Here is a 25,527-nt window from a genome sequence, read left to right as displayed (position 1 = left end):
GACAGGACGCCCCGTTGCGCTATCGTCTTGGCCGTGCCGCCAGCCGCGGCGTCCTACCGCGCGAGCGGTTTAGTCCTTTGTGCCTTCGCGACATATTGCGCCGCCACACGACTTCGGTCGCCAACGGGGTATAGCGGAAATCGACAAGCCACCGTCTATTGCAGAGGGCGACGTTCGTGACCCGAAGCCGAAGATCGGCGAACGCAAGGTCGCGCGCTATTTGGTCGGTCCTTCCGGTGGTCAAATTGAGGACACCAGATGGTGGACGTTTGCGTTTTGGCCCATCGAAAAGCTTTCTCCAGAAAGCGCTTGTGAGGGTTCTGGACTCGCGTACGCATCAAGGGGGCGATGACGTCGTGTTCGATTTCTCCATACGGGTACAGCACGCCGCCACGTCGGATGACGTCGAGGGCGCTTCGCGGTGGTGGCCCCGTCCTCTAGAGTGGCTAGTGCGCCTGAGACACCTGCCGCTCCAGGGCAGGGTTTGACGCAGAATGCGCTGTACGGCCGCGGGAACATGGTGTTCAATCCATGGAACTGTTTGCCCGAGCACAGGCCGCTCGGCAGCGTCAACCTGACGCGGCTTGCCGTCGACCTTGCCTCCCGGCACGGCGGAAACTGAACACGGTGGGTCATGAGCAGCCAGCCGAAGCCCGATCGTTCGGGCGGACTTCAGCGGACGCAGGCGCCGCCGAATGTCGAGAATGAAGCTCTGCATGCCGAACGCCGGCAGCTCACCGTGGTATTTATCGACATCGTCGGCTCGACACCGCTGAGCGAGCGGATCGATCCCGAGGAGTTCTTCGCGGTTATCAGAACTTACCGCGATATCTGCGACGAGCAGATTCGCCGCTACGGCGGTCATATCGCCAGAATGATTGGCGACGGATTGCTGGCGTATTTTGGCGTCCCGCAAGCCCACGAAAATGACCCTGAGCGCGCGGTCCGCGCTTCGCTGGCGGTCGCCGCGGCGATCAAGGATCACAACTTTCTGCTGTCGGATGGCAGTTTTGTCCGCCTCGGCGTGCGCGTCGGGGTCAATACCGGGGTCGTCGTCGTCGGCAGCGTGCCCGGCGAGCCGCCCGATCGGCGGGAAGTGTTCGGTAGTTCGGCACATGTCGCTGCCCGTCTGCAGGGGCTCGCCAGCGAGAACGGCGTCGTGGTTGGCTCAAGCACTTACGAGCTGACTCGCGGAACGTTCAGCTACGTGCCGCTTGGCAGACGACCACTCAAGGGCGTCGAGGAGCCTGTCGAAGCCTGGCGCGCAGAGGCGCTTGCGTCCAGCGAGAGCAGGTTCGACCGAGCGCGGAGGTCGCCTCTCGCCCCGATGATAGCCCGAACCGGCGAAAGTACGTTGCTTGCCGAGATGTGGCAGAAGAGCCTCGCCGGCTCGGGACAGGTCGGTGTGATTTCCGGTGAACCCGGCATCGGCAAGTCACGTTTGATCCGCCAGTTTCGCAGTTCCCTTGATGCGTCTCCGCGTGATGTTCTATCGCTGCAATGCTCACCATTCCACGTCAACACACCGCTTGCCCCGGAAATCGAGCGGCTCACACGTGCGACCGGCATCCAGGACACCGACGACGCTCAACTCGCATTGGCAAAATTGCGCTCGCTTTTGGCAAGAGCCGTCACTGATGTCGAGCAGGCGCTTCGTTACTACGGAGCAGTCCTATCAATACCCGCATGCCCGGGATACGAACCCGCGGATCTCGGATCTCCCGCGGAGCGCGAGCGTGCCTTGCAGATGTTCGTCGATGCTCTTCTCGCAGCCTCGCGCAAGCAGCCGATCCTCGGAATCGTCGAGGACGTCCAGTGGATGGACCCAACCACCATCGAACTGCTGGTGCGCGTGATCGCACGCTGTCCCGGCGAGCGGATCATGGTCCTGATCACGCATCGCGATGATTACAGGGCCGACTGGCTGACAGGGCCGGCAATTCGGCGGATTGCTCTGCAAAAGCTGGCAGTGCATGAATGCGAGCAGATGGTCGTGGCCGTGGCGGGCAGCGATTTGGTGCCGCGCAGGATTGCCAGCCAGATCGTGGAAAGAACCGACGGCGTGCCGCTCTTTGTCGAGGAGTTCACACGCGCCATCGTCGATGCCGGCGCGATCCCGCGGCCGGCCGAGAGCCCTGCGCCGAGCGGGAAGTTGCCGGAGACCCTGGTGCCGGCAAGCATTCACGATTCACTGATGGAGCGCCTTGATCGTCTCGGTCCTGCCAAGCGCGTCGCCCAGATCGCCTCTGTTTTCGGAAGGCGCTTCAACTATGATGGCATTTTCAGCGTGCTTCCAGGCAAGGGCCAAACGCTGAAACACGCGTTGCGGGCGCTCGAGACAGCCGGGATTGTGTATCGTAGCGAAGAGTCTCAAGGTAAGGTCTTCACGTTCAAGCACGCGATGATACAGGAAGTCGCCTACTCCTCATTGCTCAAGGAGGAAAGGCGTGAGCTCCATGCGCGCGTCGCATCGTGGCTGCTGCAGGAAGCCGCCATTGGAGAAAGCAGCCAGCCGGCGGTGTTAGGCTATCATTATGCACGCGCAGGCAACATTCCGGAAGCGATCGAGGCCTGGCTTCAGGCGGGCAAATCCGCGCTCCGCAGCTCTGCCACCAAGGAAGCCGTGGCTCATCTTCGCGAAGGTCTCTCGCTGATACCCAAGATGCCGGCGTCACCGCGGCGCTTCGAGGCTGAAATCGCGCTGCAATCCAATTTGTCGATGGCGTACACAGCCAATGCCGGGTGGTCCGATCCCAACGTCTATGGCCCCTACAGTCGTGCACTCAAGCTTTGCGCGAGCCATGGCACCATTCGCGAGAAGGCGACGGTGCTGTGGGGAAGTACCATAGCCAAGCTGGTCAACTGCGAGCTCACCAAAGGCCTCGAAAACGCGCACGATTTCGTCCGGCGGGCAGAAGAGTGGCGCGACGACGAGGCTGCCCTCATGGCCTACACCGCTGCCGTAATCGCCAATTTCTTTCTTGGTCGTTTGGAGCAGGCAAGTGAGCTCGCGGCTCTGGTCAGCGCTCGCTACGATCCGCGTGAGCACGGCAAGCTGGTCCAGATCTATCAGCATGATCCATTGATCGTATCGCTCGTCTATTCCGGACACATCGAATGGTTGTTGGGCCGCCCGGGGCGGGCCAGAGAGTGCTGTGTGACGGCGCGCCAGCTCGCGAACGAGATCGGACATCCGTTCATGCAAGCTTTTGCCTCCATTCTTGGCGTCGCCGACCACTGGTATGAGGGCGATCTCGCGGCCAACCTCGCCAGCGTCAAGCGCGGTCTGAAGGTCGCTGACGAGTATGGCTATCCGATGTACCGGGTCATCGGCCCATTGTGGGCCACCGCTGCGTTGGCGGCACGAGGCCCCGCGCCGGAAGTGCTCGAACAATTATGCGGCTTGCTCGGCAGACTACCCGCCGAGAACCGGTGCATTCAGATGCCACTCTATCGAATTCTGCTCGCCACAGAATTCGGACGGATCGGGCAGATGGAAAGGGCTCGAAGTTTCGCTGCTTCGGCTGAGTCCCTGATGAAGAAAACCGGCGAGCGCTGGGCGGCTCCCGAGATTTATCGGATTCACGGCTCGCTGCTGTGTCGGGAACCATCGCGAGACGACCGGGCTGCCATGCGCTTGTTCAAACGCTCGCTTGCCTCTGCCAGGAAGCTCGGGGCGGTCGGTTGGGAATTGCGCACGGCGATCAGCATCGCGCGCTTGGTCAGCGCCGGCGAGAGCGCATCCGGACGCGCCGAAGCACGAGACCTGCTGATATCGATCCGGGCGAAATTTGCATCCGCGGAAACGTCCCACGATCTGCGCGAGGCTGATGACCTGGTGAGAGTGTTGAACTAGTGCCGAATGACCCCCGGCCTGTGGTCGACTCACATCATCTGCGATCCCAAAAAGCGGATCGCCGAAAGGCTCGGCAGGAACGTATAGGCGCCGCCCCGCGCCAGACAAATTGCGGCAATCCCCGCAACCGGATCGTGCCGCCGGAATGCCGATCGTGTGAACCGGCCTCCCCCCGGGAACTGGCTCCGGCAGATTGTCGATGATGGCCTGGAGGAGCCGCTTTGCTACCGATGCATCGACCAAGTCCTCATCGCGCCGGGTCGGGCGGCAGCGGCGGGCCACGCCTCGGGGTATCGCCGGCCTCGAAGACGCGGCTGGAGCGGCTGGTTCGCTAGGCGCCCGAGGTGGTTGTGAAGGTGTCGGGGCGGACCAAGGATGCCGGACATCTGAGGGCACATTTGGATTACATCACCCGCAATGGCAAGGTGGAGATGCAATCCGATTACGGGCCGATGAAAGGGAAGGAAGCGGTCGGAGAGCTGCACGCGGCCTGGGCCGATAGCGCGGAGGTGACGACGCAGAACAAGAGCCTGCGAAAGGCGCCGATGTCGGTCAACATGGTGCTGTCGCTACCGAAGGGAAGTGACCGGGAAAAGTTCAGGGATGCGGTGACCGATTTTGTCGACAAGGAATTGCGGCCGCGGGTCGATGTCGTGGTGTGCTTCCACGACGACACGGCGCATGCGCATGGCCATGTCACGGTGCGCGGCCGAGACCGGGAAGGGAAGACATTCAACCCGCGAAAGTCACAGCTGCACGAGTACCGGGAGAAGTTTGCGGCATGCCTGCGGCACCGCGGGATCGATGCCGAGGCCACACCGCGCTACGCGCGCGGGGTCGGGATGCGCGACTATGCGACGGCAATGCCACGCATGGAGCAGCGCGGGGAGGCGCGGGTGCGGCACGACATGATCCGCGAGCTCAGACAGGATTATGACTAACGGAAACAGAATCCAGGGCGGGACGAGCACCCCTGGGAGCAGAAGATGCGCGCGAAGCATCAGGGGGTGCGGACCGCCTATGCGACGGTGGCGCGGGCGCTGGCCAACAGTCCTGATGCGCGCGACCGGGCGCTGTCGGAAAACGTCACGCGGTTTCTTGAGGCGATGCCGAATGACCGGCCGCTGACGTTGCGCGACAGGGTCTATCTCGGCCACGAAAAGCGGCTGGCCAAGGAAAAGGAAACGGAACAGCCCGAGCCGGGCCGGGGCGCGCCGGAGCGTTAGCCGCGGCGGCATCGCGCCTCGCTGGATCCGTTTGGACAGTCCAGCAGTAAATGCTGTGCCGTCCCGTGCGACGCGCCAGGCGTGACAATTATCGCCCGGCCGGTCGGGCGCCCCGGTGAGGCATCGGCCAAGTTTTCGGCCAAGTACGGTCAGTCAGTCGGTGTCGTCATTTTCGATGACGTATTCGTCCCGCAGCCAAGGCATTTGACCTCAAGGTAGCGGTAGCCGGCGTTGAGCGCATCACCGAGGGCAGGGGATGGCTGGGCCGGCCCCTGGAAGGCGAGCATGCGGGCATTCCACGCGGCAGGCGACGGTGTCGGCCTCGAGCCGGGCTTCCTTGGCGCGCTCGGCTAGGTGCCTGACCGTTGCTCCGAACATGTACTCCCGAGATTTCGAGCCCATCCTGACTAGAGAGCAGGCCGAGGGTGGCCACGCAAATTATCAATGAGTTGAGGCGCGGAACAGGGCACGGCTATAGCGTGTCGTGGCTGTGGAGAAGTGGACGCGTCATGATGTCGGCAGTGATGCGGCGAGGCTACGGGGTTGCCGTCATTGCCAGAACCAAGTGACTCCGGAACAAACCGGAGATTGGATAGTTCTTCCATCTGTCCAAATCGGGGAACTTCTCATGACCGCCGATTCGTCAACGCCCGGCGATGCACAGGCGCGATCGTCGTTTCCGCTGCTCATAGCTGTTCTCGCCGTTATCGTCGCTTGCGGTGCGCTTTGGATGAGCTACAGCAACGCGACAAAGTTTGCAGCCTCGCAAGAGCGCGCGGCCGTCGCACCTCCACCGGATGCGGCCCTTGCGGAGATGAAGCAGACTTTAGCGTCTCTCCAACAGGCGGTGCAGGGGATTGAAGCCGGCCAAAAAAGGCAGGCTGCTCAGATCGGTGACGCTCAGCAGAAAACTTCCGCTCAGCAGGGCGAGCAGAAGCTAATATCCGACCAGCTCGGTGCGCTAAGCGCGCGAGTTAACTCGCTGGAATCTGCAAGGGCTGAAAGCCCAGCGCAGGCAACCCCAGCGGCTCCTTCTCCGCAAAGACGCACCAAACGATAGGCGGTTCGGTCAGAGGCACGCGCGGCGCCGATCAGCCTCTGCCAAGTTGTGCTTGTCGCTGGCAATGACGCCCAAGACAACAATTAGGCTTGTGGTCACGCGGCCCGAGCCGCCGCGTGGGAACTGGCGTCAACGATTCCCACGACCGTTGCCGGCATCGCCGCCGTGCTCCGGTACGCGAACGAGATGGAAGATGAGGGCGACGAGTGGCCCGACACCGACACCATTGGCCCGGATGGCTGGCACTACCAACTGAGGCAGACGATCGCCCGTGCGGCAGTCAACTTAGGACCAGTATAAAGGTCCCAGGAAAAGACGCCGCCGGTCTCACGAATACACGCCCGGCGGCGTTTTCTTCCTGAACTGGGACACTGAAATCCCCAGCCTCAAGTGTGCTGCACGACCAATGCCACAGGGGAATGACAGGCTCGACGAAGCCGCCGCCTCAGTAAAGCGCTGCCTCAGGATCAAGTGCGCGTGAAATGTGAGGCCGTTCACACTCGATAATCGCGAGCTGATCTAACGCAAGCGCCGGGTGGCAGCTCGGTGTCGGAGAATCGTGATGCCGTTTTTCAAAAGCCAAAGCTGGTCGGCAACAGCCGCCGCTTCGGTGGTCAGTATTGTCATCGTGGCGGCGGTTGCTTTTGCGGTCGTTGGTTATGTGGAGTGGTCATCGGACGTTAATTTGACCCACTTCATGGGCGAGACTGCCGCGGATGCCTCAACGCCGAGTCTACCGCCCAAGGGGCGAACAGGTTGCGAGCAGGGCAATAAGCCGCTGCCGACACTTTCCCTACCACTCGAATGAGTGGCCTGCAGCGCCCAACTAATCTCCCGAGAAACTACGTCGCTGGGCTCGAAATGTTTTGTCCCGGCCGCGGAATTTCAGCTGGTCAGCAATGCCAGCAACGGTAACAGCACTCTCGTCACGCCCGTATGACGCAGGTCAATGCTGCGCAGTGGTTGCGCGGTAGGTCGCTCCGAAGCCTAGCGGTCCCAAGAAAATCGAGGAGCTGACAAGCGGGGCGGCGCACCCGCTCCTCCAAAACGTTACCGTACTTATACTGTTGCCAACGGTCCCGCATTGGGCCTTGCGGGATGCCGCGCTGTCGAACTAGGCTGCCGCCATTCCTCAAAGGAGATTTGTCTAGTGGCGATTGGTACTGTGAAGTGGTTCAACCCGACGAAGGGCTACGGTTTCATCCAGCCTGACAACGGTGGCAAGGATGTCTTTGTACATATTTCGGCCGTTGAGAAAGCGGGACTGAGCAGCCTCAACGAGGGTGCAAAGGTCAGTTACGAAGAGCGGGAAAACCGCGGCAAGACGTCAGCCGAAAATCTGCGGGTGGGCTGACACCGGGAACAAGTGGCAGCGCCCGGGTTCAATTCAATGCTTCCGTGGTTTCAGTTGCCCAACCCCGACTGCGGGAGATTGAAATGCGGCCCCGACGCGACGGCGTCGGGGCCATTCTCATGTGTGCCGAGTATGAACGACAGCTTGGAGGTGGAAGTCCTCTATGCTCGGCGATGTTTGGCGTTCTATGAGCGAACCCCCAGCCGCCGAGTGCCAAACGATCTGACGATCGTTACAGCATAGACGCGCGAAAGCAGCCCTTTCGAACTTGCCGTTCGGCGGCGTGCGTTCACTGGATTTCGCCTTCAGCCCGATCTCGACCAGCCGGCGATTGGCCTCGGAGCGCCGGGGAGGTCAGCTTGGTTACGGCGCCGTTCGCGAGCCGCCCATCCTCGGGCCCATCCTCGGCGAGACGCCTATCCTCAGGTGGCCCCGATGGCGATTAACGAAAAACCAGCCGCCGTATGTTGAGTCCCACGTCGGAGCAGTTGCATCGTAGGCGAGAGCAGCCTCTTGGTCTGACCGACGCCTGAGTCGCTCGGCCTCGATTTGTTGCCTCTCAATCGCGAGCTGTTTTTCAATCTGAATCTTTTCAGAAGCCCGCTGGTTTCGTGCACGCATCTCGGCATCGTCGAGGACCTCACCACCAGGTCCGTATACATGCTCAAAGTCCCCGGTGATCACCCGCACCTGCTGGGCAACCGATGGCGACGCTGCAACTAGACAAGTCGTAATGAAGATTGCTCTCAGCACGGCAGACCTTCTCTGACTGACGATTAGTTGGTAGCCGAATTCTCTGGAGCCGGTAACGGCGCGGCTATCATCCTTCGATAATGAGGCGACCCAAGAACGCATTGCAGGCCCGCTCGGCTTCAGCGAACGTGCCGAAGGGCGACCCGGACACTTGAGCTGCGGGCATATTCAGAAAGTCGGGGCGATATGACGCAACAAAGCCCGGCTCTCCATGCAACCCGGGTCCACTCCGGCTCTCGTTGCTGATAACGAATGAGTAGTCGTCGCTGCTTGCGATCCACATCTCCAAATCGCCAGTCCAGACCTGGCTGAAGTGCAGGGCCATTTTACCCTCCACATTTGCCGGGCAAAGCACCCGCGGCTCCCCAATCGGCAGGTCGCGATTGTCTCAACATTCAAGCAGGATGAGCCGTTGGCTCGCTATTAATAGCAAGTATACTCCTGCTGGCTGGCTGTTGCGAGGCAATAGCCATAACTGGCGCTGTACGGGTAGCCGTAGCCATACGGATAACCGTAGCCATACCCATACGGGTAGCCGTATCCGTAGGGGTAACCGTAGGCAGCGTAGGCACCCGCCAAGCCCAGACCTATCCCAAGTCCAACAGCGGCCGCTCCAAACCCGCCTCCGCGCCAACCACCGCCGCGCCAGCCGCCGCCACCAAATCCGCCATGAAAACCACCATGAAAACCGCCGCCGCCGAAGCCTCCACGCGCAGAGGCAGCAGTCGGTGCAAACGCCACGGCGATAACTGCGATCAGTGGATTTTCCTAAACATCGGACTCTCCCAGCTTTTAGAAAGTCGCCCGATTCTAAAACACCTCACGTTCGTTTTGGTTGCTGAACTACCTGGTCCAACCGCCGACGTCGGGAGAGCTCCCTGGCCACGCTCATCAGTGTGTCCCGCCGAGCCCGGAATAGCCGACCATGAATACCTGTACGAACAAGCTACAGCCAAGACTGGCAGCAGAGAGCAATGGGATGAGCGAGCAACCGCAGGATTGGCGTCGCCGACAGGCAAGTCAGATTACCTGCCAACTGCCAGAGTATCGCGAGGACGCGCTGGCGGTGCAGCGCTTCGCCGAGGAGTTGGTAACCGGCTTCCTGTCTGAATCTGAAACCACCTGGATGTGGTTCCGAATCTTCGCGTGCCTGAACGGCGCTCCCGAAAACCAACCTCGCGCAACTGTCCGCGATTTAGCGGAATCCCTGTCCCGGAATTACTGAAATCGCCGTCCGCGAATTACCGAAATCGGTGTCCGGAAATTGCCGAAACACGCAGCCTGTGCAGCGAAGACGGTGAGACGGGTGGTCTACGTTCGCCATATTGTCTGTCACGACAATCGGGTTTTACTTGTCAATCGCGACAAATGCTGGATAGGCGGCCATGAATGTAAGGTGGCGGCTGCTGCGCGTGTAGACGAAGCGCGTGACGAAGAACGCAACTGCCGCACTCGGCGAATTGTGTCACATGCGCCGGACGGCGTGACGTTATGGGTGGTGCAGCTTGGTGGTTGCCAATCGGGTTTACTTTTCCTCGGCTGGCATCAGCGCCACTCACGACGAAAGCTACCAGTGTGGCGGCGCTCGCTGTCAGCCGAGGATGATGACGACTTGCTGGACTGACTTACCGGCCAAGATCGGTGAGGGCGTCTCTCAGCAGCAAGGCTAGCCGGCTCTCGCATTCCGACATTGCGGCAGGATCGGATGTGTCGTCGACAACGATTTGTCCGCTGACATAGCCATCTCGCGACCTGACATCGAAGTTCCGGCAGATCACGGGCTGGTGGAGGGCATTCGTCGCTCTCTGGAGCGGTCCCCATTCGATAATTGAAGTCATCTTAGATGTCCCCGACTCACGTGGGCAGGCAAATTCTAGCACCGTTTGGTTTGCCGTGGTGGGGATTAACCTCGCGTCTCCAGCGACACGCCTAGGATAAACGCCTTAGCGATCGTAGCGCTCTTCGTGCGCTTTAGCCTTTTTGCGATTTTCGCTGCGCCCAACTTTTGCTTCGCTAACGCCTTAAGGTCGCGAACCTCGTCCGTTGTCCACTTGCGGCGAATTGCTTTTCTATTTTTGGCCACGCGGCGCTCCTTATTGAGAGGAGCGCCGTGTAGCACATTGCGCGATGTAGGCAACCCGGTCAGGACAAGTTCATCGACACTCCGGCAGGGCTAAGAGATTGTCGTTGTAGTAGCCGTCAGCATGGGTCCGAACATATTTGCCGTTCGGTCCATTTACGACTCCCACGTCGGCTCGCTTGCCGCCGACCATCGTGAAGAATGTGTTGGCCCCGCTTTCAATTGATTGGATGACTTGTGATCGCGGCCACTTCCAGTTGATGCCTCCGAGATGCGTGATGCCCTCGTGCGGATCGTTTCGTGGCTGCTTATTGATGCAGGTCACCTGTACGTCTGGCAATTTCCCCTCCCAATTAGCTCTTCTTCGAAAGCTCAATTTGGAGCACAACTAGAGGGAGATGGAAATAGGACATTGGTATCAAAACGAGTGGTGCGTCGTTTCCCCCATTCTAATGTGTGCCGCAGCAGCGGCGTTTAAAATCGGAGTGCTCACTTATTGCGTCTTCAACCTTTGGCTGCTCGACCGCTGGCGTGGTCTCATCCACCCCATGGCCTTCTGCAGCAGCCAGTCGGCCGCCTGGGAGGCGTAGGACGCAAGGCTGAAGATAGCCCGGTTGTCGCCCTTGAGGACTTCGAGCCAGCCTTGCTGCAAGCTGGGGACTGGGCTTCGATATAGCTGTAACCGAAGTGAGCCGCTATGAACGCACTACCGAGTTCGGCGACGCATTCCTCGGCCGCCTTGGCATTGCTGAACACCTTCGCGTTGAACTTGTGGTTCAATCGTAACTGGTGCCCAGTGGCGTGGATCGGTTCGTGGCCAACGTCGAGACAAAGTCGTCGTCCGAATCGAATGCGGAATAGGCCGGCATCATGACTTTGCCTCGTGCGGGGTAATAGGCCGGTTTGGTCTGTCGCCTCGTAGTGCACCGGAATGCCACTCGCTGGAAGAACCCTTTCGATCCTCGTCATCGGCACAAGCCGTTGAAATCGCAGCAGATGCGAACGCCCTCCGAGCGCACCATAGACCCAGAATACAGCCACGTCATCGCGACGTGGCCCCGCCAGACGATCGGGATGCGTCTTGGGAGCTCGGCAAAGTGACCCGACGCTCGTGCGGGGTGCGGTATCGAGCGACATTTGGACGGAAACGCGGACTTGGTTTGTGACATCGCGATGGCGTTGGCCTGCCGGGTGCGAGTGGGTCGGACCGGCGCCATCCCCTCAAGGCTGGCGCTTCGCGTCCCCGCTTTGGCGGCCTTGACCGGATATCGCCGGCCCGGCATGGGCCGGCCAGGCAGGTAAGGCTCGGTGCGAGCTGAGCCCCCCTCGCGACGGAGCCTTCGCTCCTCGGAGCGTTTAGGTCACCTGATTCCCTAATTGGAGTTTCCGCCGCGCAGCAGCTGCCGGTATCCACACTCGGACATCCATTTGGCACGGGCCAAATGGCTCTCAAATGCTTTGCGTGCACGGTCTGGCTCTTGGCCGGGGTCGATGCGCAGCAAGGTCTGTGTGATTTCGCGCCAATCAGTGCCGCCCGCATCAGCATCGAGTAAACGAAGATAGGTGCGCAGATGCTGCTCATCGTAGACCGTGAGCGTTGCGTCGACCGGAGCGACGTCAGCGATAGTGGGATCGATCGGCGGTTTTCGCATTGGGATCCTCGTTGAATGCGCATCCATTCAGAGATGTTCGTCACGAGCACAGAAGCTTGGCGAGTCGCTTAAAACGGCACTCGACGCAGGCAACGGAGCTCATACGAAAAACGCAAAATATGGACTATATTCCCTAGAGACTATATACCCGGCAATGCCCGATCCTACAATGCAGGATTGGCGCGCAATTGTTGGCAGGAACGTTCGCAAATTTCGCAAACAGCGAGGAATGACTCAGGAAGAACTGGCCTTTGAATCCGAGATCGATCTGACTTACGTGGGCGGAATTGAACGCGGCAAGCGTAACCCGAGTTTATTGGTGATGGCGCGCATCGCAGACGTTCTTGCGATACCGCTGTCTAGACTACTGTCGGATTGAAGCTCCCAAAGCCTCTTTTCAAAACAGGCAGTACTTCCTTGAACGGCATTGTGCTGCTCGTCCCATATTCCTGCAATTGGCGCCATTGGCCGCCTAGCGTTTTGCTGGGGTGGCTAACCGGGACGAGGACTTCATTTCCGCTGCACCGGCAAAAGGGCGGACCCCTGCAATCCAACCCCGTAACCTTCCGGGTGAATGGGAAATCAGCCTCACGCCGCTTGTACACTACCATCGGTTGCGGCTAGGTTTTTAGCATTTTCGACAGTTGTTCTATTCCCCTCCGATTTCGCGATTTCCATGTCATCCATTTTCTCTCCGCCGCCGCCGTCCTTAGATCACGCTCTGCTCCTGCTTTCGTCAGGGCAAACGCTGAAGGTGCGTGCCATCGAACTCTATCCAGCCGAACAACTCGCAAAGATCGCGGGCTTGCGCGCGCAAGCCGCGCAAAAAATGGGCGGCGTATCCACCGGCTTGGGTTTCATTGGATCGCCAGCATGGGCCGTTGGAGCCGGTGCCGTGCTCGGAGTTCTTGAGGCCGCCCTGTCCGAGAGCAGCAGGAAGCAAGCCCTCCCGATGATCAAGTACGCGGAAGAGTTGGTAATGTCTCTTCGCGCTACGGGGCAGGTCTTCGGCATCGAGAACATCAAGCATATCGAGCATCCGGACCCGAGCGTATGGGCAGCGAGCACCGTTGCTATTAAGCGCATTACAGAAAACGGCAGCTGGGGTCGACAAATTCATACCGATACAGAAGTTACGACCAACTTCATTCATTCCGGCGACGACTTTTTACGCGTCCAGACCGCTGACGGTTTGATTAATGTCAGATGGTCAGGTGTGATCGGTTACGTTGCTCCGAGCCACGCACAGCCGACTAATGCGCGGTTGGCCTCAGGCGCCGCGATCAACGACTAACGTCGGAGGAGGCGATGCCGACAGTACCGAACCCGTACCGGCAACACCTAGTGCTATTGATCGCGTTGTCCGGCCTTGCGGGAGTAGTAGCGGTTGGCTCACTGATGATGAGCCTGTCCATCGGCGGTAATCTCAGCGCGGCGTTGATTGGCTTAGTCGGCACGATCGTTGGCAGTGCCGTTAGCTTCGCCGCGGTTACGTTTCACGACAAAGGCGCCAGGAACAAGAGATCAAGGCTATGAGAGCAAGTCTCTATGCCGAGATCGTCGATCGCGCCGCACGATGTGCCAACGACTATATCATCCCGCTGCTACCGAACCTTGCGTGACCAGCACGCTTTCCCGTCCGCGCAGCCGAGCGGATCGAATGCGATCAACCTGGTGCCCGTCTCCGTTTCGACCTCGAGCAAAGCGCCCGTTGGTAATGTGTTAAGGTGACGGCTAGACTAGAGCCTGCCGCTGACGCGCGCTCTAATCATTCGATTGTCCTTTCGACGGCCGACGCAAATTCTCACGCGCTGCGCCGTGTGAGGTCGCCACTGTCCGTTTCGGCAAATCCGGCCTGCAAAACCTCTTCGCGCTTGTGGCGGAGATGGGCGCGCAGGATGTGGGAGAGGCCTGTGCCGTCGCGCCGCTGCAAGGCATTGAGGATCGCTTCGTGCTCCATGACGGCGAGCGCCCAGCGCTGCGGCGTCATCGGCGTGACGTAGCGGGCGCGGCGAATGCGGGCCGTGACAGAAGCATAGAGTCCGGCCAGCACAGGATTGCCGGCGGCGGTGACGATCGCTTCGTGGATGGCGCGATTGCAGCGGTAATACTCGATCAAATCGCCGCCGCGATAATGCTGCGCCATCGCCGCTTGCGCGGCGGCAATCTGTTCGATCTCGCCGTCCGTGATGCGCTCGCAGGCGAGTTCACCGGCGAGCGCCTCGAGGCCCTGGCAGACCTCAAAGAGGTCACGCATGTCCTTGTCGGTCAGCTTTGCCGCACGCGAGCCGCGATTGGGCAGCAGTTGCACGAGACCCTCGGCGGCGAGCACCTTGAGAGCCTCGCGCAGCGGTGTGCGCGAGATCTGTAGCCGTTCGCACAGGTCGCGCTCGGGAATCCGCCCGCCTGGCGGGATTTCTCCGTCGAGCAGGATGGCGCGGATACGGCTGACGACGTCCTCATGAAGCATAGGACAAAGCTCCATTTTGTATGCAAAAGTGAGTTTATGCTCGAGAGATTGGAAGTTCCAGCTTGAAAACACCAGATTTTGCATTCAAAATTGGGAAAACAAGACGAGGCATGAGGAAATGAACCTGCAGATCGCGGAGACGGAAGACCTCGTTTTTGAACGCGAGGACGGCATCGGGCGGGTCGTTTTTAACCGCCCGCAGGCGCGCAATGCCTTCACCTTCGCCATGTACGAGCGGCTCGCCGCAATTTGCGAGCAGGCCAATAGCGATCATTCCCTCAAGGTGCTGGTGCTGCGCGGTGCGGGCGACAAGGCCTTCGCCTCGGGTACGGACATCAATCAGTTTCGCGAATTCAAGACGCCGCGGGACGCGCTCGATTACGAGAACCGGATCGATCGTGTGCTCACCACGCTCGAGCAATGCCGGGTGCCCACGATCGCGGCAATCAACGGCTTCTGTACCGGCGGAGGGGCGGGGATCGCCGCGGCCTGCGATCTGCGCATCGGCACGACGAGCGCGCGTATCGGATTTCCGATCGCCCGGACGCTCGGCAATTGCCTGTCGATGTCCAATGTCAGCCGTCTGACCGCGCTCATTGGGGCTGCACGCGTCAAGGATCTGATCTTCACGGCGCGCCTTGTCGACGCCACTGAAGCCGCTAGCGTCGGGCTGCTCAGCGAGGTCGTCGCCGATGGCGCGGCACTCGACAGGCGCGCCGACGAAGTCGCCCGGCTCGTCGCCAACCATGCGCCGCTGACGCTGAACGCGACCAAGCAGGCGGTGGCACGCCTGCAAGAACGACTCACGCGGGAGCAAGGCGAGGACCTGATCCTGATGTGCTACACGAGCCAGGATTTTCGCGAAGGGCTCGACGCATTTCTCAACAAGCGCGCCCCGCAGTGGCGCGGTCAATAGGACAGGCCGATGCAAGGAAATCGATCGCAATCCACTGTTCGCCCCACAGGTCCGCTTGCCGGTCTCAAGGTCATCGATCTCACCCACGTCATGGCGGGGCCGACCTGTACGCTGATGCTCGCCGACATGGGCGCCGACGTCATCAAGATCGAGAAATGGCCCAACGGCGATGACACCCGCCACTCGGTCCCGCCGAAGATCGGTGAGGAGGCGGCCTCCTTCCTGATGATGAACCGCAACAAGCGCGGCATCGTGCTGGATCTGAAGACCGCTGGCGGCAAACAGGTGCTGCGGCGGCTGATCGCGAGCGCCGACGTCCTGGTCGAGAATTTTGCACCGGGCGCCATGGAGCGCCTGGGCTTCGGCTACGAGGACCTGCACAAGGAGCATCCGGCACTGATCTACTGCTCGCTGTCGGGCTTTGGCCGCACCGGTCCCTACAAGCATCGCAGGGGATTCGATCTCGTCGCGCAGGCGATGAGCGGCATCATGAGCTTCACCGGCGAGCGTCCCGATGGCCCGCCCGTAAAATGCGGCCCGCCGCTGTCCGACATTACCGCGGGCCTGCTCGCGAGCATGGGGATTCTGGCTGCGTATGCGCATCGCTTGAAGACCGGCGAGGGGCAGTGGGTCGAGACTTCGCTCTATGAAGCAGCCCTGGTACAGACCTATTGGCAATCGACCATCGCGCTTGCCGCAGGTTCAGCACCGCGCGCGATGGGGTCGGCGCATCCACTCAACGCGCCCTATCAGGCCTTTGAAGCCTCAGACGGCTGGCTCGTGGTCGGCGGCGCCAACAAGAAGCATTGGCTGTTGATGCTGGAGGCGCTTGGCGCAACCGAGCTCGCCACCGATCCGCGCTTCGTTACCGGCGCCGACCGCATGGCGAATCTGAAGGAGCTCGAAGCGGTCTTGAGCCAACGTTTCCGCGTCAGTTCACGGGCGCATTGGCTTGCGGTGCTGGATGAGAAGGGCGTGCCGTGCGGTCCTGTACACGACATGCTGGAGGCGCTGAGCGACCCGCAGACGCTGGCACGCGAGATGGTCGTCGAGGTTGAGCATTCCACGCTCGGCCCCGTGAAGACGATTGGACTACCCGTCAAGTTCTCGGAGACGCCCGGGAAAGTCCGTTCCGGTGCACCCGTCTATGGCGAGCATACGCGCGAGGTGCTGGCGGAATATGGCTTCGATGAAGAGCAGATCGAAGCGCTCGAACAACAGGGCGCAATCGTTTCGGCGTTCACGCGGCGCGAGGAACGAGTCGTCTGAGCGGGTATCGAAACGACAGACATTACAAAAAGAAAACAATCAAAAGTCACGGAGGAAACCAATGCGTAGGACGTCACCGATTCTGCTCTCCGCCGCGGCGGCCGTGCTCGCCGGCACGATGCCGGCGTTTGCGGCCTGGCAACCGCAGAAGCCGATCGAGTTCGTGGCCACGGCCGGGCCGGGCGGCGGCACCGACAATCTGGCGCGTGCTGTGCAGAACATCATCACCAAGTACAAGCTCACGGACCAGCCGATCGTGGTCGTCAACAAGGGCGGTGGCAGTGGCGCGGAAGGCTATGTCTATGGCAAGGCATCCGCGGGCGATCCCTACAAGGTGATCTTCGGGACGTCGAATGCCTGGCAGCAACCGCTCGTCTCCAGGGTCGCCTTCAACTACACCGATCTCACCCCGATCGCCGCAATGGCGCAGGACGAGTTTCTGCTCTGGGTCAAGCAGGACGCGCCGTACAAGACGGCAGGCGACTACCTGAAGGCGGCCGCATCGGGCGAGTTCAAGATGGGTGGTGCGCAGTCCAAGGATACCGACGAGGTGCTCACCCGCATGATCGAGAAGGTCGGTCACGTCAAACTGACCTACATCCCGTTCAAGAGCGGCGCGGAGGCCGCCGTGCAGCTCGCCGGCGGGCACATCGATTCCCACGTCAACAATCCCAGCGAGAGCCTCGGCCAATGGCGTGGCGGAACGCAGCGCCCGCTCTGCGCCTTCAGCTCGAGGCGGCTGCCGCAGGGGCCCAAGGTCACGGCGACCGAAGGCTGGAGCGACGTTCCGACCTGCGTCGAGCAGGGCCTCGACATCGCGCAATATGAGCAGCCGCGGACAGTGTGGTTGCCCGGCAAGGTGACGCAGGACCAGACCGCGTTCTATGTCGACCTCATGAAGAGGGTGCAGGCGGCTCCGGAATGGAAGGCCTATATCGAGCAGACCTCCCAAGTGGACACCTTCCTGACCGGCGCCGACTTCGACAAGTTCATCAGGGAGGATCTCGAGCACCTCAAGCGGGTTGCGAGCGAGCAGGGTTGGCTCATCAAGTGAGACGGTGCAACACCACCTCCAGGAGCCCTTGATGATTTCACGCCGCAATCTTGAGCTCGCGACCGCCATCCTTACCGGGAGCTTTGGTGTCGCAGTGGTCGTCTCCAGCCTCGACAACGGCATCGGCTGGTCGAGCGCGGGCGTGGATGCCGGCACGTTTCCGCTCCTGACCGGCGTCATCATCGTCCTCGGCAGCCTCTACAATCTCATCCGCGGTATCCTGCCCGGTGCGACGCTCGCAAGCGTTCCCGTGGCCATCACCCCGACCGAGCTGCGCAGGCTCGCCGGACTGTTCGTTCCAGCCGCGATTTTTGTGGCGGCCATCCCGCTGGTCGGGATGTATCTCGCCTCGGCCTTCTACGTCTTCGCGGTACTCGCGTTCCCCGGACATCGATCCGTGCCGCGTGCGCTCGCCATGGCGGTCGCTCTATCGCTCGCGCTCTACGTGGTGTTCGAGCGCATGTTCCAGGTGACGCTGCCGCACGGTGCGCTTGCCGCCGCGTTCGGGTTCTGACGGAGAGGCCGATGGACAATCTCGGGGAACTCCTGCACGGCTTCACCATCGCGGTGACGGTGCCGCACCTGGCGCTGATGGTAATCGGCGTGCTGCTCGGCATTCTCGTCGGCGTGCTGCCAGGGCTGGGCGCGCCGAACGGCGTATCACTGCTCCTGCCGCTGACCTTCGGCATGCAGCCGGTGTCGGCGATCATCCTGCTCTCGAGCATGTACTGGGGCGCACTGTTCGGTGGTTCAGTGACCTCGATCCTGTTCAACATTCCCGGCGAGCCGTCGTCGGTCGCAACCACTTTCGACGGGTACCCGATGGCGCGCGACGGCCGGCCGACGACGGCGCTTGCCACCGCCTTTGGCTCAGCTGCATTCGGCGCGCTGATCGGCGTCATCCTGATCACCTTCCTCGCCTCCTGGGTCGCGCAGGTCGCGCTCGCCTTTGGGCCGCCTGAATATTTTGCGGTCTATTTTCTCGCCTTCGCGAGCTTCGTTGGCATGGGCGGCGCGGCGCCGATCAAGACCGTTGTGGCGCTGGCGATCGGCTTTGCGATCGCCGCCATCGGCATTGACACCGTCTCCGGCAGCGTGCGCCTTACGATGGGCGTCGATGAGCTCGTGAAAGGCATAAGCTTCGTCGTCGCGGTGATGGGCCTGTTCGGCATCGGCGAACTCCTGGTCGCCGTAGAGGAGGAGATCCATGCGCGCGCTGTTTCCTCGAAGATCGACTGGGCCGAGGTGTTTCGCGCGGTCGCCCGGCTGCCGCGGCATGGCGTTGCCCTGCTTCGGAGCGCGGCTATCGGATGCTGGATGGGAATCACGCCGGGCGGCCCGACGGCGGCGTCCTTTATGAGCTACGGCATCGCAAGGCGCTTTTCGCGCCGTGGCCGGCATTTCGGCACCGGCGAGGTCGAAGGGATCATCTCGCCAGAGACGGCTGATCACGCGGCCGGCACCAGCGCGCTGCTGCCGATGCTCTCGCTCGGCATTCCCGGCTCCGCCACCGCGGCCGTCATGATGGGGGGGCTGATGATCTGGGGGCTCAATCCCGGGCCGATGCTGTTCGTCGACCAGAAGGAGTTCGTGTGGGGACTGATCGCTTCGATGTATGTCGGCAACATCGTCGCCGTCGCGCTTGTGCTGCTCACCGTTCCCGTCTTTGCCGCCCTGATGCGGATTCCCTTTGTAGTTATCGCGCCGTTGATCGTGATCATTTGCGTCGTCGGCGCCTATTCGGTGTCGAACTCCTATCTCGACGTGGTCCTGATGCTTGGCTTCGGGGTCGTCGGCTATCTCTTCAAGAAGCTGTTCTATCCGCTCGCCCCGCTGGTGCTCGCGATCGTCATCGGAGACAAGGCGGAGGACGCGTTCCGGCAGTCGATGCTGATGTCCAGGGGCTCGCTCGGAATCTTCTTTGCAAACGGGCTGGTGACGAGCCTGGTGGTGGTCGGCATCGCGCTGTTGCTGCTTCCGCTCGTATTGCAGCTCACGCATGTCTGGCGCAAGCCCGCATCATCCCCCGCCGAGACGCCAGGCCAGGAGAAGGTGATCATATGACCGCAAAGCCGCTCATCGCGCTGGCAATGGGAGATCCCGCCGGCATCAGCCCGGAGCTGACCGCGAAGCTCGTGGCGCAGGACGATATCCGTGCCCGCAGTGGGCTCGTCGTGATCGGCGACCGGCGGATCTTCGACGAGGGCGCGCGCGCCGCCGGCATCACGCCGCAGCTGAAGACGGTGAAACAGGGGACGGACCTCCGCGTAGCGGAGGGCGACGCGCTGTTTGTCGATCTCGGTCATCTGGATCCCGCGGAGGTCGAACGCGGGAGTGCGAGCCTTGCCGGCGGCAGGTTCGCGCTGGCGAACTATCGCTGCGCGCTCGAGCTTGGTCGGGACGAACGCGTGGATGCGGTCTGCTTCACCCCGTTCAACAAGCAGGCGATGCGGCTCGCACGCGCCGACTATGACGACGAGATCGCGTTCTCCGCCGAGGTCGTCGGGCTCAAGACCGCAGCGAGCGAATTCAATGTGCTCGGCGAGCTCTGGAATGCGCGGGTCACCTCGCATATCCCACTCAAGGACGTCGCTGCGCGATTATCTAGCGATCGCATCCATCGTGCGCTTAAGCTGACCGATTCCTGCATGCGGAATGCCGGCTTTGCGCGGCCGCGTATTGCGATTGCGGGACTTAATCCGCACGCCGGCGACGGCGGCAATTTCGGCCGCGAGGAGATCGACGTGATCGCGCCCGCGATTGCAGCCGGCCAGCGCGAGGGCATCGCCGCCGAGGGGCCGTTTCCGGCCGACACAGTATTTCTGCGCGCGAAAAATGGCGCCTTTGATGCGGTGCTGACCATGTACCACGATCAGGGCCAGATCGCGATGAAGCTCATGGGTTTCGATCGCGGCGTGACCCTGCTCGGGGGCTTTCCGTTTCCAATTTGCACGCCCGCCCACGGTACCGCCTACGATATCGCAGGCCGGGGGATTGCCTCCGTTGGCGCCAGCCGTGCCGCGTTGCTGCTCGCGGCGGAGATGGCCGCTCGTCGCCGTCCGTCTGACTTGCACTAGTGGGAGAAGAGCGCCTGCCTGATGTCGCCCGCATAAGCGAGTTGCCACGGGGATCATGGCACTTACCGGCAGGAGCGGTGGCACCTTGATGTCCGCTTCGCGCGGCCAAGGAGCGGCTCGGCGGGGAGGGCAGTTTTGGCGCAAAGCGGACCACCCTTGCTCAACTTTGCTCGCGCTATCGCGTGGCCTCAGGATCCTGGAGCCCGCTTGCGCGCTCGGCAGAGGCGCCAAACCTGACGTGATTGCGACCAGGCAAGGCGCGCCCCTATCGTTCGGAGTTTTGTACGCAAATGGTACGCAAATGGCCACCATTCAGAATAAAACCGCGAACCCTTATTTAATTGAAATTGCTATATAATCTGAATCCCCTGGAAAATCCGTCTGCTGCTGGAGCGACAGTCGAAGACTGTTGGCAGCCAACAGGGCTATTCAACATCTTCAATTCGACCGCACTGAAGCTATACGGCTGGCTCGCTTGGCATTGAGTGTCGACGCGAATGATACGGGAGCGCTGGGTATCGCGGGGTTTGTTACCGCATTTCTTGTCGGCGACCACGAAACCGGCATCGATCTTGTTGAGCGAGCGGTCGCGTCAAATCCAAATGACGCGCGCGCTTGGCGTCAAGGAGGTTGGGTCTTTAAATTCGCAGGCCGCTTCGAAGAAGCAATTCGGAGCTTCGAACGCGGCATTCGCTTGGACCCGTTGTTTCCTCTGCTTCACTGAGGCTACATCACCAAATTTCAACGCCTGCGCTCATCCGGACAATCCGTGATCATTGATGGTCTCTGTGCCTCGGCCTGCACCATCGTCCTCGGCGCAGTCCCTCACGACAAAATCTGCGTGATCTCGCGTGCGGCGCTTGGTTTCCATGCCGCCTATGATTTCGGCATCAACGGCCGCACCTTCACCAATCGCGAAGCAACTATGATGCTGTATTCGATGTATCCAACATCGGTGCGGCGGTGGATCGCCGCGCGCGGCGGGTTAACGCCGCAGATGATCTTCCTGCGCGGCAAGCAACTGCAGGCGATGTACCAACCGTGTTACCTCGATGCGTTAGGATCGGTTGGGCGCTGAACCTTCTCGGTCGGCTCCAATACGGTCCCGCCCACGCCGACGAGATGATCGAGTAGTCGGGCAGTTTGCCGCGGCGCATGAGGCCGGAAGTGACCCGAATGCGAAGTCCGGGCGCCCCCTGAATTGTCAGCTCGTCGGGGTAGACCGGAAGCGGGTGGCCGAGCTTCCGAACGGCGCTTTTGACCCAGATCGGAAGTTCACAGATCGTCCTGCTTAAGCGGCGCGACGCGTTGCTCCGCCTGCCGATAGCCCTTCAGGGCCTGGCGTAGCGTGGGGAAGATCCATGTTTCATGTTCCGGCCGGTAGAGACCGGCTTCCCGAAACCAGTCAAGAAACTCGGCCTTGCGCCCGGCTAGTATCAGGGACGCTCCGCGCGCTTCCAGCCTTTCCCGCAAATCGCGAAGCGCATACAGACCGTTTATGTCGATCTGGCTGACTGGAATTGCATCAATCACAAACCATCGAAGTTCCGGGCCTGCGGCCTCGGCTGCCGCGAGCGCTCTCGTCTTGAAGTAATCGGAATTGAAGAAGGTAAGCGGGCCATCGAAGCGGTAGAGCACGAGACCCGGAAACGTCCTGGCGTCCGGATGTCGGTCGATCGAATGCAGGCCGGGAAGCCCGTCGACTGTTCCCAGGACTTCGTCTCTGGGCCGTGCGGTCAACTTGACGAAGCGGACCAGGGCCAACCCCACCGCGATGAGGATTCCGTTGATGGCCCCCAGCGCGACCACTCCCAGCGTAGTGATCACGGCCAAGCCGACCTCGGTACGATCGATGCTCCAGATTTCGCGTAGCGTTCGTGTGTCGAATAGCGAAATTGAAGCGAAAACAAGCAGTGCGCCCAAGGCCGCAATCGGCACATATCGTAAGGGGCCGGTCAAAAACAGCAACACTGCAGTGATCGTCACCGCAGCCACTAGGCCAGTCACCTGGGTGCGGCCGCCGGCTGCAGCGGCTACCGCCGTGCGCGAGTCAGCGCCGGTTACGGCGAACCCTTGAGATAAGGCAGAGGCGAGATTCGCAGCACCAAAAGCTGCCAATTCACGATCTGCGTCGACGTTGTACCCACCCTTCGATGCAAAGCTGCGCGCTGTCAACATGCCGCTCGAAAACAGCACGAGAGCTAACCCCGCCGCGCTGCCAAGTAGGGATGGTATGTCGTCTTGAGGAAATCTGGGCAATCGCAACGGCGGCGCACCGCCGGCGACCGGCCCTAGAATTGCAACTCCATATCGGTCCAGCCCGAACAGGGCGACCGCCGCGCCGGCAGCGATCAATATGAGTGGAGCAGTCGGAAGTCGCGGCGCCCAGCGCGCCAGCCCAAGCAATATTGCCAGACTTGCCGCTCCCACGATCAGCGTCGGAACCTGCGTCTGAGGCAGCTTGGTGAAGATTTCGAACAGCTGCGGAATGATCCGTTTGGACTCGATGGAAAAGCCGAGAAGCTTGCCGACTTGCCCGAGGCAAATCGAAATTGCGACTCCATTCAAGAGTCCGACAAGGATTGGCTTGGAGAGAAATTCCGCCAGCGCTCCGAGCCGAAAAAAACTCGCTGCAATGCAGAATATGCCGGCCAGAAACGTAACTGCGACCGCCAGCGACCAGTATAATTCGGAATTTCCGCCCGCCAGCGGAGCTACAGCGGCAGCGACCATAGCGCACCCCGCTGCATCGGGATTCACGATCATTTGCCGTGAAGTGCCGAAGATGGCGTACGCGACTAGCGGCAGAATGCTCGAATAAAGCCCCACGACTGGATTGAAGCCCGCCAGCTGCGCGTAGGCGATCGCGACCGGCAAGGCCACTGCGGCAACGGAGACTCCTGCCAACAGATCATGCCGAAAGTCTTCGGCAAATCTGTAGGACAAGAGTTTGATCAATCCGGGCGCAATACGCGTTAGACGATCCATCATGCCGGGTCACGGGTAGAGGTGCGCCGGGGCGCAAGCCACACAAGTCAAGCTGCGCAGGTGAATGTCCCGCAACGTTGATTTGGGTCAATGTCGCCCATCCCAAGGTACCCACGTTCCAATCACTCGGACCCGACCGGGATCTGTACCACGGCGATGGATTAACAGATGAGAAAGCCAGCAATCTTCCTAGCGCTGTTGCTCCTAGCGATGTCTGGGGCGCGAGCACAAGCTGATCTCCCAGCTCCTCTATCGAAATTTGCGGGCTCACTTGTTGATTTGCCGCGCGAGCCTTCAACACTTCGAGGAAGAATTTACGTCCCAGCGCATTCAAGCCTATTGGTCCGGGACGGATCCACCAGGCTCGACCTGTCCGTGACGCTTTCGGTTCAAAATACGTCGGAAACGGGAACGCTTGTCATCGAGCGGATCGACTATTTCAATGTTGATGGTCAGGTGATCGACAGATATCTGCCACGGGCGATCGCGCTAAAGCCCTACGGCGCAATCCAAATTGTGATCCCACAACAAGACATTCGCGGTGGCTTGGGCGCAAATTTCGTAATCGATTGGTCGTCGCCGGAAGCAATTGATGAGCCTTATTTGGAAGCGATCATGATCGGAGGCCCGGGCACTCAGGGCCACAGTTTCGTTTCAGTCGGTCGAAAGGTGAGCCGTCCCTGAGAGGGACTTGGATCGGTGCCCGGCATGTCGCCTATCGGTCCTAATGCGAAGTGGGGGCGGACTGCGAGATGCCCGCTTATCGGGGTAAAGCGGAATTCAGCTTGCACGGCGCTGTCTACGACGCGGAGTGCGCCGGACAAGCAGCGCGAATGGAACCGGACCGCGCCATTGCTGATCCCGAGGCGGGGCGCTTCTTGGATCAGTTCTGCCTAGATAAAGCCACGAACTAGAAGGACGGTTTTGCTGTTTCGCGCATCACGCAAAACGATCAAATCGGCTTGCTCGAACCAGGGTAGGGATAATGAAGTTCGTAAGGTGTCTGCTTGCGGCAGCGCTCCTGCTTGCGGGTGTCGGGGCAAGTCACGCGGCAGTCCGCATTGCTGATGATCGGGGTGGTCAAATCGGAGGCTACATCACCAAATTTCAACGCCTGCGCTCATCCGGACAATCCGTGATCATTGATGGTCTCTGTGCCTCGGCCTGCACCATCGTCCTCGGCGCAGTCCCTCACGACAAAATCTGCGTGACCTCGCGTGCGGCGCTTGGTTTCCATGCCGCCTATGATTTCGGCATCAACGGCCGCACCTTCACCAATCGCGAAGCAACTATGATGCTGTATTCGATGTATCCAACATCGGTGCGGCGGTGGATCGCCGCGCGCGGCGGGTTAACGCCGCAGATGATCTTCCTGCGCGGCAAGCAACTGCAGGCGATGTACCAACCGTGTTACCTCGATGCGTTAGGATCGGTTGGGCGCTGAACCTTCTCGGTCGGCTCCAATACGGTCCCGCCCACGTCGACGAGATGATCGAGTAGTCGGGCAGTTTGCTGTGGCGCATGAGGCCGGAAGTGACCCGAATGCGAAGTCCGGGCGCCCCCTGAATTGTCAGCTTGTCGGGGTAGACCGGAAGCGGGTGCCGAGCTTCCGAACGGCGCCTTTGTGAAGGGTTTCGGATGCCGGCCGCATGACTGACGGCGCGGCACATTCGGCGGCCGGCGTCCGAAAGCCTGCAAGGGAGATGCTATGGTGCGGGCGGCGGCGGTGAGGACGGTGAGGATATGGCATTCATCGGCGCTGATGTGAACCG

At 60.9% G+C, this 25,527-nt stretch carries 25 protein-coding genes and 2 pseudogenes; 20 read left to right on the top strand and 7 right to left on the bottom strand.

Annotated features, from left to right (window positions below):
* Nucleotides 1–634 precede the first annotated feature (634 nt).
* The 4 genes from Q2M23_RS40170 to Q2M23_RS40155 all read left to right on the top strand — a co-directional run bounded on the left by Q2M23_RS40170 (nt 635) and on the right by Q2M23_RS40155 (nt 5,301).
* Nucleotides 635–3,856: an adenylate/guanylate cyclase domain-containing protein gene (locus Q2M23_RS40170; protein WP_316399012.1), complete on the top strand. Its 3,222-nt coding sequence runs from the start codon at nt 635–637 to the stop codon at nt 3,854–3,856.
* Nucleotides 3,857–4,254: 398 nt separating this feature from the next.
* Nucleotides 4,255–4,797 carry a relaxase/mobilization nuclease domain-containing protein gene (locus Q2M23_RS40165; RefSeq protein ID WP_316399011.1) on the top strand — a complete coding sequence of 181 codons (543 nt, stop codon included), beginning with the start codon at nt 4,255–4,257 and terminating at the stop codon, nt 4,795–4,797.
* A gap of 45 nt (nt 4,798–4,842) precedes the next feature.
* Entirely contained in the window at nt 4,843–5,082 is a 240-nt protein-coding gene (locus Q2M23_RS40160) for a hypothetical protein (RefSeq protein WP_141342254.1), read from the top strand.
* An 81-nt stretch (nt 5,083–5,163) separates the two neighbouring features.
* Nucleotides 5,164–5,301, top strand: a complete 138-nt coding sequence (locus tag Q2M23_RS40155) for a hypothetical protein (RefSeq protein WP_246786700.1) — start codon at nt 5,164–5,166, stop codon at nt 5,299–5,301.
* On the opposite strand, the pseudogene Q2M23_RS40150 reads toward Q2M23_RS40155, so the two are convergent.
* Nucleotides 5,265–5,484, bottom strand: a pseudogene (locus tag Q2M23_RS40150) (hypothetical protein); the annotation flags it as partial. The gene Q2M23_RS40155 and the pseudogene Q2M23_RS40150 sit on opposite strands and share 37 nt — an antisense overlap.
* Before the next feature lie 226 nt (nt 5,485–5,710).
* Here Q2M23_RS40150 and Q2M23_RS40145 point away from each other — a divergent pair.
* The 3 genes from Q2M23_RS40145 (at nt 5,711) to Q2M23_RS40135 (ending at nt 7,496) form a co-directional block, all read left to right on the top strand.
* Nucleotides 5,711–6,142 carry a hypothetical protein gene (locus tag Q2M23_RS40145; protein WP_316399010.1) on the top strand — a complete coding sequence of 144 codons (432 nt, stop codon included), beginning with the start codon at nt 5,711–5,713 and terminating at the stop codon, nt 6,140–6,142.
* 562 nt (nt 6,143–6,704) lie between these two features.
* A complete protein-coding gene (locus Q2M23_RS40140; protein WP_141342256.1) occupies nt 6,705–6,950 on the top strand; it encodes a hypothetical protein in 246 nt (81 codons plus the stop codon).
* A gap of 342 nt (nt 6,951–7,292) precedes the next feature.
* Nucleotides 7,293–7,496, top strand: coding sequence for a cold-shock protein (locus Q2M23_RS40135; RefSeq protein ID WP_253589748.1), 204 nt, complete (start codon nt 7,293–7,295; stop codon nt 7,494–7,496).
* 820 nt (nt 7,497–8,316) lie between these two features.
* Here Q2M23_RS40135 and Q2M23_RS40130 read toward each other — a convergent pair.
* Nucleotides 8,317–8,574, bottom strand: a complete 258-nt coding sequence (locus Q2M23_RS40130; protein ID WP_253625964.1) for a hypothetical protein — start codon at nt 8,572–8,574, stop codon at nt 8,317–8,319.
* Nucleotides 8,575–9,228: 654 nt separating this feature from the next.
* On the opposite strand from Q2M23_RS40130, the gene Q2M23_RS40125 reads away from it, so the two are divergent.
* Entirely contained in the window at nt 9,229–9,474 is a 246-nt protein-coding gene (locus tag Q2M23_RS40125) for a hypothetical protein (RefSeq protein WP_253589750.1), read from the top strand.
* Between the two features lie 928 nt (nt 9,475–10,402).
* Here the strand turns inward: Q2M23_RS40125 and Q2M23_RS40120 are convergent.
* The 3 genes from Q2M23_RS40120 to Q2M23_RS40115 all read right to left on the bottom strand — a co-directional run bounded on the left by Q2M23_RS40120 (nt 10,403) and on the right by Q2M23_RS40115 (nt 11,981).
* Nucleotides 10,403–10,669, bottom strand: coding sequence for a DUF3892 domain-containing protein (locus tag Q2M23_RS40120; protein ID WP_141342262.1), 267 nt, complete (start codon nt 10,667–10,669; stop codon nt 10,403–10,405).
* Between the two features lie 197 nt (nt 10,670–10,866).
* On the bottom strand, nt 10,867–11,298 hold the full coding sequence (locus Q2M23_RS44250) for a zincin-like metallopeptidase domain-containing protein (protein ID WP_375162656.1): 432 nt from the start codon (nt 11,296–11,298) through the stop codon (nt 10,867–10,869).
* Nucleotides 11,299–11,702: 404 nt separating this feature from the next.
* On the bottom strand, nt 11,703–11,981 hold the full coding sequence (locus Q2M23_RS40115; protein WP_141342268.1) for a DNA -binding domain-containing protein: 279 nt from the start codon (nt 11,979–11,981) through the stop codon (nt 11,703–11,705).
* A 169-nt stretch (nt 11,982–12,150) separates the two neighbouring features.
* On the opposite strand from Q2M23_RS40115, the gene Q2M23_RS40110 reads away from it, so the two are divergent.
* Together Q2M23_RS40110 and Q2M23_RS40105 are read left to right on the top strand one after the other, a co-directional pair.
* Nucleotides 12,151–12,360, top strand: coding sequence for a helix-turn-helix domain-containing protein (locus Q2M23_RS40110; RefSeq protein ID WP_141342269.1), 210 nt, complete (start codon nt 12,151–12,153; stop codon nt 12,358–12,360).
* Between the two features lie 297 nt (nt 12,361–12,657).
* Complete coding sequence (locus tag Q2M23_RS40105) at nt 12,658–13,275, top strand: hypothetical protein (protein WP_316399009.1); 618 nt, start codon at nt 12,658–12,660, stop codon at nt 13,273–13,275.
* A 510-nt stretch (nt 13,276–13,785) separates the two neighbouring features.
* On the opposite strand, the gene Q2M23_RS40100 is transcribed toward Q2M23_RS40105, so the two are convergent.
* The gene (locus tag Q2M23_RS40100; RefSeq protein WP_316399008.1) at nt 13,786–14,535 is read right to left on the bottom strand and encodes a GntR family transcriptional regulator; all 750 of its coding nucleotides are present in this window, start codon (nt 14,533–14,535) and stop codon (nt 13,786–13,788) included.
* 34 nt (nt 14,536–14,569) lie between these two features.
* On the opposite strand from Q2M23_RS40100, the gene Q2M23_RS40095 reads away from it, so the two are divergent.
* From Q2M23_RS40095 to Q2M23_RS40060, 8 genes and pseudogenes are all read left to right on the top strand, one after another.
* A complete protein-coding gene (locus Q2M23_RS40095) occupies nt 14,570–15,367 on the top strand; it encodes an enoyl-CoA hydratase/isomerase family protein (RefSeq protein WP_316399007.1) in 798 nt (265 codons plus the stop codon).
* Between the two features lie 9 nt (nt 15,368–15,376).
* Nucleotides 15,377–16,636 carry a CoA transferase gene (locus Q2M23_RS40090; RefSeq protein ID WP_316399006.1) on the top strand — a complete coding sequence of 420 codons (1,260 nt, stop codon included), beginning with the start codon at nt 15,377–15,379 and terminating at the stop codon, nt 16,634–16,636.
* A gap of 61 nt (nt 16,637–16,697) precedes the next feature.
* Entirely contained in the window at nt 16,698–17,690 is a 993-nt protein-coding gene (locus Q2M23_RS40085; RefSeq protein ID WP_316399005.1) for a Bug family tripartite tricarboxylate transporter substrate binding protein, read from the top strand.
* Between the two features lie 31 nt (nt 17,691–17,721).
* A complete protein-coding gene (locus Q2M23_RS40080; RefSeq protein ID WP_316399004.1) occupies nt 17,722–18,204 on the top strand; it encodes a tripartite tricarboxylate transporter TctB family protein in 483 nt (160 codons plus the stop codon).
* Nucleotides 18,205–18,215: 11 nt separating this feature from the next.
* Entirely contained in the window at nt 18,216–19,754 is a 1,539-nt protein-coding gene (locus tag Q2M23_RS40075; protein ID WP_316399003.1) for a tripartite tricarboxylate transporter permease, read from the top strand.
* Complete coding sequence (locus Q2M23_RS40070) at nt 19,751–20,767, top strand: 4-hydroxythreonine-4-phosphate dehydrogenase PdxA (protein WP_316399002.1); 1,017 nt, start codon at nt 19,751–19,753, stop codon at nt 20,765–20,767. The genes Q2M23_RS40075 and Q2M23_RS40070 overlap by 4 nt, the downstream gene beginning before the upstream one ends.
* A gap of 409 nt (nt 20,768–21,176) precedes the next feature.
* On the top strand, nt 21,177–21,491 hold the full coding sequence (locus Q2M23_RS40065) for a hypothetical protein (RefSeq protein WP_316399001.1): 315 nt from the start codon (nt 21,177–21,179) through the stop codon (nt 21,489–21,491).
* A 3-nt stretch (nt 21,492–21,494) separates the two neighbouring features.
* Nucleotides 21,495–21,845: pseudogene (locus tag Q2M23_RS40060) on the top strand (hypothetical protein); the annotation flags it as partial.
* A 197-nt stretch (nt 21,846–22,042) separates the two neighbouring features.
* On the opposite strand, the gene Q2M23_RS40055 reads toward Q2M23_RS40060, so the two are convergent.
* On the bottom strand, nt 22,043–23,758 hold the full coding sequence (locus Q2M23_RS40055; RefSeq protein ID WP_310885748.1) for a SulP family inorganic anion transporter: 1,716 nt from the start codon (nt 23,756–23,758) through the stop codon (nt 22,043–22,045).
* A gap of 165 nt (nt 23,759–23,923) precedes the next feature.
* On the opposite strand from Q2M23_RS40055, the gene Q2M23_RS40050 reads away from it, so the two are divergent.
* Nucleotides 23,924–24,439 carry a DUF3124 domain-containing protein gene (locus Q2M23_RS40050; RefSeq protein WP_316399000.1) on the top strand — a complete coding sequence of 172 codons (516 nt, stop codon included), beginning with the start codon at nt 23,924–23,926 and terminating at the stop codon, nt 24,437–24,439.
* Nucleotides 24,440–24,740: 301 nt separating this feature from the next.
* On the top strand, nt 24,741–25,199 hold the full coding sequence (locus tag Q2M23_RS40045) for a hypothetical protein (RefSeq protein WP_076825986.1): 459 nt from the start codon (nt 24,741–24,743) through the stop codon (nt 25,197–25,199).
* The last annotated feature ends 328 nt before the right edge of the window (nt 25,200–25,527 follow it).

The organism is Bradyrhizobium sp. 33ap4 (assembly GCF_032654765.1).
Taxonomy (GTDB): Bacteria; Pseudomonadota; Alphaproteobacteria; order Rhizobiales; family Xanthobacteraceae; genus Bradyrhizobium; species Bradyrhizobium australafricanum.
Note: the sequence above shows the minus strand (reverse complement) of the source record. Positions and strands in the feature narration are given on the sequence as shown.

Excerpts from the sequence above, each read along its gene's own strand:
- Q2M23_RS40085 (WP_316399005.1), top strand. The coding sequence starts at position 16,698 with ATGCGTAGGACGTCACCGATTCTGCTCTCCGCCGCGGCGGCCGTGCTC.
- Q2M23_RS40100 (WP_316399008.1), bottom strand. The coding sequence starts at position 14,535 with ATGCAAAATCTGGTGTTTTCAAGCTGGAACTTCCAATCTCTCGAGCAT.
- Q2M23_RS40130 (WP_253625964.1), bottom strand. The coding sequence starts at position 8,574 with ATGGCCCTGCACTTCAGCCAGGTCTGGACTGGCGATTTGGAGATGTGG.
- Q2M23_RS40140 (WP_141342256.1), top strand. The coding sequence starts at position 6,705 with ATGCCGTTTTTCAAAAGCCAAAGCTGGTCGGCAACAGCCGCCGCTTCG.
- Q2M23_RS40125 (WP_253589750.1), top strand. The coding sequence starts at position 9,229 with ATGAGCGAGCAACCGCAGGATTGGCGTCGCCGACAGGCAAGTCAGATT.
- Q2M23_RS44250 (WP_375162656.1), bottom strand. The coding sequence starts at position 11,298 with ATGACGAGGATCGAAAGGGTTCTTCCAGCGAGTGGCATTCCGGTGCAC.
- Q2M23_RS40090 (WP_316399006.1), top strand. The coding sequence starts at position 15,377 with ATGCAAGGAAATCGATCGCAATCCACTGTTCGCCCCACAGGTCCGCTT.
- Q2M23_RS40160 (WP_141342254.1), top strand. The coding sequence starts at position 4,843 with ATGCGCGCGAAGCATCAGGGGGTGCGGACCGCCTATGCGACGGTGGCG.
- Q2M23_RS40045 (WP_076825986.1), top strand. The coding sequence starts at position 24,741 with ATGAAGTTCGTAAGGTGTCTGCTTGCGGCAGCGCTCCTGCTTGCGGGT.
- Q2M23_RS40055 (WP_310885748.1), bottom strand. The coding sequence starts at position 23,758 with ATGATGGATCGTCTAACGCGTATTGCGCCCGGATTGATCAAACTCTTG.
- Q2M23_RS40095 (WP_316399007.1), top strand. The coding sequence starts at position 14,570 with ATGAACCTGCAGATCGCGGAGACGGAAGACCTCGTTTTTGAACGCGAG.
- Q2M23_RS40075 (WP_316399003.1), top strand. The coding sequence starts at position 18,216 with ATGGACAATCTCGGGGAACTCCTGCACGGCTTCACCATCGCGGTGACG.
- Q2M23_RS40050 (WP_316399000.1), top strand. The coding sequence starts at position 23,924 with ATGAGAAAGCCAGCAATCTTCCTAGCGCTGTTGCTCCTAGCGATGTCT.
- Q2M23_RS40070 (WP_316399002.1), top strand. The coding sequence starts at position 19,751 with ATGACCGCAAAGCCGCTCATCGCGCTGGCAATGGGAGATCCCGCCGGC.
- Q2M23_RS40105 (WP_316399009.1), top strand. The coding sequence starts at position 12,658 with ATGTCATCCATTTTCTCTCCGCCGCCGCCGTCCTTAGATCACGCTCTG.
- Q2M23_RS40145 (WP_316399010.1), top strand. The coding sequence starts at position 5,711 with ATGACCGCCGATTCGTCAACGCCCGGCGATGCACAGGCGCGATCGTCG.
- Q2M23_RS40110 (WP_141342269.1), top strand. The coding sequence starts at position 12,151 with ATGCAGGATTGGCGCGCAATTGTTGGCAGGAACGTTCGCAAATTTCGC.
- Q2M23_RS40080 (WP_316399004.1), top strand. The coding sequence starts at position 17,722 with ATGATTTCACGCCGCAATCTTGAGCTCGCGACCGCCATCCTTACCGGG.
- Q2M23_RS40115 (WP_141342268.1), bottom strand. The coding sequence starts at position 11,981 with ATGCGAAAACCGCCGATCGATCCCACTATCGCTGACGTCGCTCCGGTC.
- Q2M23_RS40170 (WP_316399012.1), top strand. The coding sequence starts at position 635 with ATGAGCAGCCAGCCGAAGCCCGATCGTTCGGGCGGACTTCAGCGGACG.